We start from the raw sequence: 11,526 nt of genomic DNA on the forward strand, positions 1-11,526 counted from the left end.
TATGTGTCGGAAAATTCGACTCTGGCCGGAGTCGAACCCTTTCCTATGCTGGCTGATGGGTAAGTTTTGTTTTTTTCCTTTTTGCCAATATCGAAGGCACAAATGAAAACAGAATACCAAGCGTAAATACCAGCAAAAATTGAACGGTTACGTTTAATCCCATATTGTTAAACAGAATTGCAACACCTGCAATAAATATGGTGGCAATAACCAATATGGATGTCACCTGTAAATGATTGGGAACGAGTTCGAGTATTCTGTGATGAATATGGTTTTTGTCGGGCGAGAACGGAGACCGCTTTTGCATCAGTCTTATGGTTATCACGCGCAGAGTATCAATCAAAGGAACAATAATAATTGCAAACGACACCGAGGGAGCGCTGTAAATCGAAACCGGGTTTGTTTTTATGATATTAAACTCGTTAAATTTTATAGCCAGAGTGGACACAACAAGTCCAATGATGAGTGAGCCTGTATCTCCCATAAAAAGCTTATTCCGGTGGCCAAAAACATTATAAAGAAAAAAGGCTGCCAGGCTTCCCATCAAGGCAAACGACATGATTGAAAATTGAATCTCCGAGGCAAGAAAAAACCACATTCCCAGAAATGCAGAAGCAACTATGGCAAGACCGGATGCCAAACCATCTATTCCGTCTATAAGGTTAAATGCATTGATAACGGCAATCATGATAAACAGCGTGAGAAATAAACTTACAAAATAATGAATATCATAAATTCCGAAAACTCCGTGCAAATTTGTTAAACGCACATTCCCAAGTGTTATTAGTATAATCCCCGCAAAAAGCTGTACAACAAATTTCTTTCTTGCTGAGATAACCATAAGGTCGTCTTTTAAACCAATAAAAAACATTAAAATAACCGCTGCAATAATATATTTCAGGGAATCAAAAGTATATCCATCGGTTGCGATTATCGTACTCAGAATAAATCCAAAAAAGATGGCTACACCTCCAAGTGAGGGGATAGAGCCTTTGTGTATTTTTCTCTCTTCAAAAGGTTCAAAAAGATTTTTTTGTCTTGCTACGCGTAAAATAGGAGGTACGGCAATCATTACCAATGTAAAACCTATTATTGCTGCTCCAATGATTAGTAATATTTCCATAATATGCGGGTTAAACTTTATTTCATATTATTTTACGTCCATCTCGTTTTTCAAATATAATAACTTTAAACTCTGCACAAAAAAACGGTTTTTTAAGCCCTTACATAAATATCTTTTATGCTTGTTTTTCTCCCGGTCATAAATAAAAGACTATTAAGTATTTTACGGTTGTTTTAAAAAATAAAATGACTTGGAACCGTTCGAGTGTCAAAAAAGAATTAATAATTTGTTAATGTTTCCTGGTTAAAATATTTAATTTGTCAATAAAAATTACGTTAAGCGTACATTTTATTCGAAACAAAAGTAAAACTTTGCTGTTAATTATCATCAAAAAAAAGAATAATTTTTTATTAATACCGGACAAATGTAAATAATATATTGACTCGGAAATCAGAGAAATATAAATTAGTCTGTTGTTTTATGTTGGTATGATTCAGGTGCAGAGATATATACAGAAACAAATAAACGGGTAATTTTTATCCTTTTTGCAATTGCTTTGTTGTGATATTCCCACTTAACAATAAATTAGCATTTGCTATTGGATACTTGTCTGTGTTCGGAGATAGCGGCAGATTAAAATAAGCAGGCGAAATGGTTCATTTTAGTTCAACCTACAGCCGGTAAAAAAACTAAGTCTGATCTTTTGTTGATTTAATCAGATAATTTGACAAAAATGAGCATAAAAATTACTTTTTTTTATGACAGTTTTGTTGAATAGTGATATTTTTACCGCGGCTGACGGAAAAGCATTAGAGAATAATTTAATTACATTTTCGGAACAAGATTATCAGGTATTTACGTGTTGGTAAAAGTATACTGTAAAAGACTAAAATCAAACCCTGATTTCGTTGAATCTAACGATTACGGCGAGTCTCCGGGGAATTGGAAAAAGGAGGAAAAGTCGGCTACAGTTTAATTTTATCATCGGTAAGGAGTATGTTATTTGCTTTTTAAAATAATTAGAGGGAACTGCCGTTTAATAAAAAAATAGTTTTGAGTCTGAAATGTATGGAGTTGGGAGGTAGTATTTAGATGAAGTATCGGTTAACTATTTATTTGCTGTTAAGTTTGGTGTTAAATGGCCGGGCACAAAGCGACCCTGTCTCGGATATCAGGATTACCGGTGAATTTGTTGTTTCTCAAATGATGACCGAGTTTCAAAAGGGGTTTGCCGGTTCTGTTAACGAGTTTGACAATCAGCCCGGAATTGGGTTCGGACTTGAAATCTCCAAACAATTTACAAAAAACTGGGAAGTGGGTGCCGGGTTCACTTTATCCACCTTAAACGGAGAAGCTACTTCTCCCGAATTTTCTGCTACCGGTTTTCATAGTTCTATGATGGAACCTTTTGCCGAACCTGTGGTGTATAAAAGTCAGTTGTTTTCGCCAAAGATTTATGTTCAGTATAATTTTGTGTTAAGGAGTCATTATAACATTACAAATCCTTTTATCAGGGCCGGAGTCGGGTATGTGCCCTACCGTTCTCAGTTACGTTACAGGGACAACTGGCATTCCGGAGTAATTTTTGGAAAAGGAGTAGAGGAGTATGAAAACAATAAAATGTCAACTGCTGTATACACAATAACGCCCGGCATACGGACCAAAATCTCAAAACACGTAGAATTACTGGCAGCAGTTAATCTGAACATCGTAAACTACGACTTTCTTGATGTTGTACATAATTACAGTGCGGAAGGAGAACGTTTGCAAATGATTGGGGTATACGCCGATTTTATGATTGGAGTGAGTTTTTTATTGAATGATTCAGGGCGCTTTGATAAAATAACCCAAAAAAAGCACAGAAAAGGGAAAATCAGGGATTTTTTACCTTTTTATAAACAAAGATAACGAGCTTTTATTTCCCGAAGTTTTGCTTGGTCTGATAAAGGTTATTTCAACCTTATACTTTTTAACCGTGTGGTCAGGCCTGGTGGGGCAACGCCTCGTTAAGAAGCAGAGATGAGGATTGAGACTTTGGGCACTGGGAAGGTGAGAGATGAGTGGCGAGAAAGTGAGCACTGAGACGATGAGAAAAGAGTACCGAACGTTTTACATAGAAAAAGAAGTCAAAGAATAAGACCTATAAAAAGAACAGACTACACGTTAAGAACAGATCCGCCTAAGAGTAAAAGCGTGAAGAATTAACCTTATTAGCACGTAAAGAACATCATTTAGGTGACCTAAAAGGTTTTTGATTACAAAACAAGGAAAGGGAAATTATGAGGGCTATTGAAGCAGTGCTGTTTGACCCGACGAAGGAAGGGGAGTTTGCACTGCGTGGATTTACCTGTCCGTAGTTTTGTTTCAAAAAGATTTTCAGTCTTGAGCTTTCTGTTTACTCTTTGTGTCAAGACAAAGAGTAAAGCCCGTCTGGCAAGACAAAAGGAATTGGGGTATGGGGCAACGCCCCGTTGAGAAGCAGAGATGAGCGGTGAGACTGTGAGCACTGAGAAGAAAGAAGATGAGCAGGTGAGCACTGGGATGGTGAGAAGAGAGAGAGATGAGAAAGTGAGCGGTGAGTAGCGAACGTATTATAGTTAGAATTCAAAGACTACAAAATATAAAATGAAAAGAGAACATGTTAAGAACCGACCCGCCTAAGAGTAAAAGCGTGAAGAAAATGAATGAAGTGCAGCGTTAAAAATCTTTTCTGTTTGACTCCAAGCTATAGCGAAGGAGGAGTTTAAAAGATTTTAGCGAAACGAAATTGATTTTTAGCTTTTAATCTTGAGCGGTGGCTTTTTTTGATTCCTTTTTTCAGCTATAGGAAAAAAGGAATTGGGGTATGGGGCAACGCCCCGTTGAGAAGCAGAGATGAGCGGTGAGACTTTGAGCACTGAGAAGAGAGAAGATGAGATGGTGAGCACTGGGACGGTGAGAAGAGAGAGAGAGATGAGACAGTGAGCGGTGAGCGGATAGAATTGAGACGATGAGACTGTGAGCGCTGAGACTGTGAGAAAAGAGAAATGAGTATTGAGCCTTTTGAAAAAAATAGAATTCAAAGGCTAAAAAAGGAATTAGGGTACGGGGCAACACCCCGTTAGGAAGCAGAGATGAGGAGAAGAGAGAGACGAGCGGTGAGCTTTAAAGAATTATAAAAACAATAGAATTAGATAGAAAGGTTAAAACTTTCAATAATCCCGACATCGTCGGGATAGGCGGGTAGGCGGAAAAAAATGCGGGCCGGCGAAGGCTTTTAGCGTAGATAGCTTATTTTTTTCTTGATTCTTTTGAATACTTTTCTCATCTAAGGAGAAAAGTATTTGGGGCTCGGGGCAAGGCCCCGCTATGCTGGTAAGAGATGAGTAGCAAGAAAATGAGATGGTGAGCACTGAGCACTGAGCGGTGAGAGGAGAGAGATGAGACTTGAGCACTATGATTGTGAGAAAAGTGCGCAGGGTGAAAATTTGGCCCGGGCCGGCGAAGGCCCAAAGCGAGGAAGGATAAAATTTTCTTGACTTTTTTTCGTTCGTTTTTTGTGTCAAGACAAAAAAGGAATTGGGGTATGGGGCAACGCCCCGTTGAGAAGCAGAGATGAACGGTGAGACTGTGAGCACTGAGAAGAGAGAGATGAGACAGTGAGCGGTGAGTAGCGAACGTATTATAGTTAGAATTCACAAAGACTAAAATAGAAAAAGGGAACAGACGACACGGTAAAAAACGACCCGTCTATGAGTAAAGTGTGAAAAAGAGAGCCTCGGAAAATGAAAATTGAGACTGCAACTACTAAGCGATTCAGCATTAAATACAAATTGGTCTGACTACTTCTGACTTCCGTCTTCGGTCTTCCAATCAGATAGGCATTGTTTTTTCGAATTTTATTCGTAATCTACCGATGTATTTTCAATGGATCCTGATATTGTTAACCTTGCTCGGTTTTTAGCATTTTTCGTTTACTGCGTTTTCTGTCTTTGTCGTATTCCTGGCCATATCCGTACCCATACCCATATCCGTACCCATATCCGTACCCATATCCATAACCATAACTTCCCAAACTACTTTTTTTACGTCCCAACTGAATGTTATTAATGATGATACCCACACCTTTCAGCTGATGTTTTTCCACTTCGCCCAACGCATTCTTTAGAGCAACTTTATGGGTGTACTTATGCCGGACAATAAAGAGGTTGGCATCAATTTCATCGTTTAACTGGTAGAGATCAGCCACATAACCCACTGGCGGTGTATCAATAACAATAACATCATATATTTCCTTTAATTTCTCCAAAACCTCTGTCAGCCTTTTATCGGTTAGCATTTCCGAAGGATTGGGAGGGATCGGTCCGGCGGGAATAATTTTTAAACGCGGGTGTTTGGTGTCAAAAGTAATCTCAGGTAAAGTTGCTTTTCCGATAATATAGTTCACGATGCCCATGTTGGACTCAAAATTAAACTCTTCATCTATTTTTGAGTTGCGCAAATCGAGGTCAAGCAATACGGTATTTTTACGCATCAGTGCAAAGGATGAGGCGATGTTAATCGCATTGTAAGACTTACCTTCTTTGGGAAAGGTAGAAGTAACCGCGATTACAGGATTATCCTTGGCTTTGGTCATCATATTCAGTTTATTGCGGATGGCCCGGTAAGGTTCTGTTGCCGGAGAATTGGGTTTATCCAGTACCAGTGTACGGCTGGCAAATTCTTTCTCGTTGTGAAAGATGTGCCCGATAATCGGAAACCGGGTAAGGGCCTCCACTTCTTCCTGCGAAACAATTTTTGTACTAAAAAAGTCCAGAAGCATGATTACACCCCCGGGGATAAGCAGACCAAGTAACAAGGCAATGGCGTATATCATTTTACTTTTGGGTTCAACCGGTCCTTCTCCATTCATTCTGGCTTCCTCAATGACCTGGCTGTCCGGAATATTGGATGCTTTGGCAATTTGAGCCTCCGAAAGTTTTTGTAACAGAAATGTATAAGTTTCATTATCCAGTTGGTAACGCCGTTCAATATTTACAAAATTTTGTTCTGTAGCCGGGAGACGGCGTATTTGTGTTTCAAAGCTGCGGATACGCTGGTTGATATCAGCCAAAGCAATATCCGACTGAGAAATGATATTGGAGGTATTTTCCAGCAAAGAATTTTTTACACTTTCAATTTGGGCATTTAAACGGACGATGGCCGGATGTTGGGAGTTGGCCCGTACCGAAGTCAAACTCGATTTTTGCGTGATTAAATCATTTAACTGAAGAATCAGACTGTTTAACAAAGGATCATTGATTCCCATCGCCGAAGGGGCGATAAGTGTTTCCAGTTCCTGGTTGTTCCCAACATAGTCCCGGAGGTAATGATAATATTTGTTTTGTGTCTCCAGCGCCACACGTTCATTGTCCAGTTCTTTCATCTGCTCCAGCAATTGCTGCGACTGCAACGAAATGTCGATAACCTGATTCTCACTTTGAAAAGAAGCCATCCGGTTTTCCGAAACATTCAACGAATCAGAAATATTTTGCAATTGTGAATTGATAAACTGAATGGTGCGGTTGGCGTTGTCATTCTTTTTACCCAGGTTATCCAATTGATAAATCTCGGTAAGTTTATTTAAAAAATGAATGCCTTTCTCCTGGTTTAAGTCTCGTAAGGTAAGCCCTACGATCGATGTTTCCTTGTCGGCAAGATTAACAGTAAGTGCTTTGGTATATTTTTTTACCAGTGCGCTTTTTTTGTTAAAAACAAATTTAAATTCATTGGGTGCCTGGGGATCAAATTTTTCATTTAACAAAATGGTAAACGAAAATTCATTTGCGGTTAAACGCACCCCGGGATCCATGTCTTTTGAAAAAGAAAAATTACTTATTTTTTTTAGTACCTCATCCTCACTATAACTGTATACCTCTGCATTCTCCCCCTGGGCTTTTAAATGCAACTTGCCGTTGGCATCAATCTGGAGTAAAAATTCAGAGTTGGTCAGTTGCGGATGTGCTTCATCCCATTCCACTGTAAACGGAACTTCCCGGTAGCGTTCACTGGTTTTAACCCTGCCCACTGCATAATAGCTGATTTCAAAATCAAGTTCATTAATCGTTCTGGTAATAAGTGGAGTAGAGTGCATAATCACCATTTGATTAAAAATATTCCGCATGCTGTTCATTACGCCAAATCCCTGAAAAACATTTGCCGACACACCGCTTTCTTCCAGCGGGGAAGTCACTTTGTCCTCTTCCACAAGAACGGTCGTACTTAACTCATATACCGGAGTAGCATAACGGTTGTATAAAAATGCAGCTCCTACGGCAACAACAATACACAGAATAAACCAGTACCAGTTGCTTAAAAGTTTAAAGACCAGCTTTTTTAAGTCAATACTGTCTTCGTCATTGTTGTGTTCAATGCCATTATTTTGGAAACGCTGCGTCGTCATAGGTTAAATAAATTTATTATGAGTAATCCTACGGAAATAATGGATGCTGTGATACTTATGGGGGCAGCATACGACAGGTTTTTGGCACCGTAAACCTTTGTTTTATGTTCTACATAAACAATATCGTGCGGCAAAATATAATAATAAGGGGAATTGATGATGTCGGGGTTGGTAAGATCCATTTCCTCAACATGTTTCCCATCCGGCAATTCACGGATAATTTTTATCTGCTGCCGGTTGCCATAGTCGCTGATATCTCCCGCTGTACCCAGGGCTTCAAAGATGGTAAGCTGGTTTTTGACCATCGTTTTTTGTCCGGGGCTTTTTACTTCTCCCAAAATGGTTACGGTGCGGTTCACCAGCTTTACAAATACTGAAGCGCCCTCAAGGTAACGGTCTACTCCCTCCTGAACCATATCACGTACTTCACTGGTGGTTTTACCATCCACCTTTAAATTTCCCAGCTGCGGATAGTTGATAAAACCTCCTTCGTCAACCAGATAGGTTATCAACTCAATACTGTTGGTTGAGTTCCCCATGCTTCCCATCGAGCCCTGTGTATTGATCAGATTCAAAAAAGCAGCATTTAAAGGATCGTCACTGATAACCTGGATAAACAACTGGTCGTTGGACCTGATTTTATACTCTTCGGGTTGCGGACCATGCTCGTATGTCATTCCGGGTTGTAAGCCGTTAAGATAAATCAATTCCTGTAAAGGGGTGCTGCACGACGCAAACAAAAACAGAACGACCAGGGGAAGTCCCGCTTTTTTTGTAAATAATTTAATGGTTGACACATTCATAGTTTTATATAATGCACGACAAAAGTAACAATTATTTTGTTCGAAACCGATGGAAAAGAAACAAAGCTACGGAATTGAACGGGCGAATCCAAGAACAAGTATTTGGAAACGATTACAATAAACAACTTAGCTGTTTTGCTCGCTTTCCAAATAGTGAATACCTGCTTTATGCTGTATCTCTTTTTTATGTTATATTGAATTGCCTGTATTGTATATTGTGGTTTGATATTCAGTTTTTTATGGAATTATATCGCTTGAAGAAATCTTTGTTTTTTATGGATAAAGGACATTCAACTTTAAATATTTGTTAATGTATAACCGGGGCTGCCTGCTTAACAAAAAAATAATCTTCTGATCGTTTTGTCTAATGAGCTGAACAATTGGCTTTTTGGATACGGACGTAAAAAAAGTGAAGAAATAACGGGGAATTCCATTGAGCTTGCTATTGAAAAAAAGAAATGCATTTTATATCTTGCGTCTGTTTTTGAGTAAATAATTTACTCATTGCAGCATCCCAAAACGCCGCGGAGGTTACAGACGATGTAACTGAGGAGGCGGAGCTGTATAAATTGGTTAACAAAAAACACATAAACATGAAATCTGCATTACCCAAAATCAAACACCTTATTTCACCCGCCGGAAAGTCAGTATTCACCGACTTCATTTCACCAATAAGAAATAAATAATCTTCCTGTATTTCTCCGAAAAATCTTTTTTGCCAAAAAATAAGAGGCTCCGGGGATAATAAGTAAGGGAAGAAGACAGTTTAGATAAGATAGCTTCAGTTTAAACAGTATATGAAACAATTCAGACTTCAGAAAATTATTTTTATTTTACCCCTGTTTTTTTGTGTTATGCTGGCAACAGGCCAGAATGTGCAGTCTGTGGATGTAAAAGAACTCTCCGATTCGGATATTGAAAAGGTAAGAAAACAGATGCAGGATGCCGGTCTTACTGAACAGGAGGCAATAAACCTGGCCCGGCAAAGAGGGGCAAGCGAAGCACAAATCCGTGAGTTTCAACAACGGCTGCGTGAAGGTGCGGTTTCTATCGATAGTTTATCTGCCGTTTCCAACGCCGAATACAATATGGAAGCTATGAAAGACAGTTCTTTGTCTGTTCGGAAAGATACCTTTAACACAGCGGTAAATATATTTGGTTTTTCTCTTTTTAATAATAAAAAGCTCAGCTTTGAACCCGGAGCAAACATTCAAACGCCTAAAAACTATGAGATTGGAATAGGCGATCAGTTAATTATAAATGTATGGGGGAATTCACAAAACAATTACGAATTAACCGTGAATCAAAACGGGCAGATCATTGTTCCCGATGTGGGGCCGGTATATGTTGCAGGCATGCCATTTCGCGATGCCGAAAGTAAAATAAAACAAAGGCTTACTTCCATTTATGCGGATATGGGAGGGAACAATCCGCAAACTTTTGCCCAGATCAATATCGGTGAATTACGGGCCATAAGGGTAAATATAGTTGGAGAAGTGATGTCTCCCGGAACCTATACACTCCCGGCAACTTCCACTGTTTTTAATGCATTGTATCTCTCCGGAGGACCCGATACCATAGGATCTTTCAGAAACATTAAAATCATTCGTGATAATAAATTATTTCAAACGGTGGACATCTATAAATTTATTGTGGATGCCGATCCTTCAGACAACATTTCCTTAAAAGATGAAGACATTATTTTTGTTCCTCCGGTGGAAAGACGTGTGGAGGTGCGCGGCGAATTCCGCCGGAATACCCGTTTTGAAATAAAAGAGGAAGAGACCCTGGACGATTTGTTTCGTTTTGCCGGTGGATTTACCGGGAATGCCTGGCTGGCTCAGGTGCATGTGTACCGGAAAACACAACAAGGGCTGCAGATTATTGATGTACTTCACGAGAACGCAGAAAACACAATACTAAAGGATGGCGATAGAATTGTGAGCCGCAAAATAAGCGAAGAATTTGAAAACAGGATTACAATTGAAGGTGCTGTTTATCAGCCGGGAGAATACCAGTGGGAGGAGGGAGTCACCTTGTCGGCATTGATTCAGAAAGCCGGCGGACTCAAAAAGGACGCCTTTCAGAACCGGGGCATGATTACCCGTGAGAATCCCGATAAAACCAAATCAAATATTCCCTTTGACGTAGGCGATGTAGTGGCTCGGAAATCGGATATTGTTCTTCAGCCGGAAGACAGTGTCCTGGTGAAATCTTTATTCGATTTACGTGAAGAACCTTATATCTCGGTTTCAGGAGAAGTGTTAACGCCTGGCGAATTTCATTTCTCAGATGGAATGACCCTGGGAGATGCTGTTTTTGTGGCTGACGGATTTACCGAGGGCGCCGATAGTACATTTATCGAGGTAGCCAGAAGACTTTCGTATAAAGAAGCAGCACAGGTAAACAACCAGCTGGTTCACATTTTCACTTTTAAACTCGACCGGGATCTTCGTTTACAACAGGGAGATGCACAGTTTAAATTACAGCCTTTTGACCAGATTTCCGTACGTCAGGCACCCGGTTTTCGCAATGCAGGTAAAGTCACCGTAAAAGGTGAAGTAAAATATGCTGGGCAGTATGCCATCAGTGAAAAAGGGCAGCGCATTTCTGATTTGGTGATTATGGCAGGGGGAATTACACAATATGCTTTTGCGGAAGGAGCTACTTTTGAGCGTACAAATCCTATTCTTGGCTCTGAAAATATTGCGGTGGATCTGCCGGCGATTTTAGCCGGAGCCGGAGGACATAACGACCTGTTTTTGCGCGACGGCGATGTTTTATTTATTCCGGAGTACATACAAACCGTAAAAGTAAGCGGCAGTGTACAAAACCCGTTTTCTCTTACTTATGAAAAAGGGGTGTCATTTAAAAGTTATATTGAACGCAGTGGTGGTTTTGATTCCCGGGCATTACGCAGAAAAGCCTATGTGAAATATGCCAACGGTTCAACCGCGTCAAAAAAAGGGTTTATTTTTAAAAGCTATCCTAAAGTCCTGCCGGGAAGTGAAATTATTGTTCCCGAAAAACCCGCAAAAGAAAACAACAATACGAGTCAGTGGCTCGCTGTTGCAAGTACATTTTCTTCGATTGCCGTTGCTATTGCTGCTGTGTTGAGATAGAAATAAAAATGGAACGTTATTTGTTTCGGATTAAAATCATTTCCTCCCGGGGAAATTTAAATTGAACAGTTACGCAACCAATTGCCCCGTTATCTGTCTAATAGTGGTAAAAGGTGC

5 protein-coding genes are annotated in these 11,526 nt (G+C 39.8%); 2 read left to right on the forward strand and 3 right to left on the reverse strand.

Annotation, left to right across the window (positions count from 1 at the left end; translation table 11 throughout):
• Window positions 1–43: 43 nt before the first annotated feature.
• Window positions 44–1,123 carry an MraY family glycosyltransferase gene (locus tag GM418_RS23685; protein WP_158869678.1) on the reverse strand — a complete coding sequence of 360 codons (1,080 nt, stop codon included), beginning with the start codon at window positions 1,121–1,123 and terminating at the stop codon, window positions 44–46.
• 1,032 nt (window positions 1,124–2,155) lie between these two features.
• Between GM418_RS23685 and GM418_RS23690 the strand changes: the two genes are divergently transcribed.
• Complete coding sequence (locus GM418_RS23690) at window positions 2,156–2,971, forward strand: hypothetical protein (RefSeq protein ID WP_158869679.1); 816 nt, start codon at window positions 2,156–2,158, stop codon at window positions 2,969–2,971.
• A gap of 2,014 nt (window positions 2,972–4,985) precedes the next feature.
• Here the strand turns inward: GM418_RS23690 and GM418_RS23695 are convergent.
• Window positions 4,986–7,484: a GumC family protein gene (locus tag GM418_RS23695; protein ID WP_158869680.1), complete on the reverse strand. Its 2,499-nt coding sequence runs from the start codon at window positions 7,482–7,484 to the stop codon at window positions 4,986–4,988.
• The gene (locus GM418_RS23700) at window positions 7,481–8,281 is read right to left on the reverse strand and encodes a polysaccharide biosynthesis/export family protein (protein WP_158869681.1); all 801 of its coding nucleotides are present in this window, start codon (window positions 8,279–8,281) and stop codon (window positions 7,481–7,483) included. Before GM418_RS23700 ends, GM418_RS23695 begins: the two co-directional genes overlap by 4 nt.
• Before the next feature lie 803 nt (window positions 8,282–9,084).
• On the opposite strand from GM418_RS23700, the gene GM418_RS23705 reads away from it, so the two are divergent.
• Window positions 9,085–11,409 carry a polysaccharide biosynthesis/export family protein gene (locus GM418_RS23705; RefSeq protein ID WP_158869682.1) on the forward strand — a complete coding sequence of 775 codons (2,325 nt, stop codon included), beginning with the start codon at window positions 9,085–9,087 and terminating at the stop codon, window positions 11,407–11,409.
• Window positions 11,410–11,526: the final 117 nt, after the last annotated feature.

This window comes from Maribellus comscasis, from assembly GCF_009762775.1.
GTDB classification, from domain to species: Bacteria; Bacteroidota; Bacteroidia; order Bacteroidales; family Prolixibacteraceae; genus Draconibacterium; species Draconibacterium comscasis.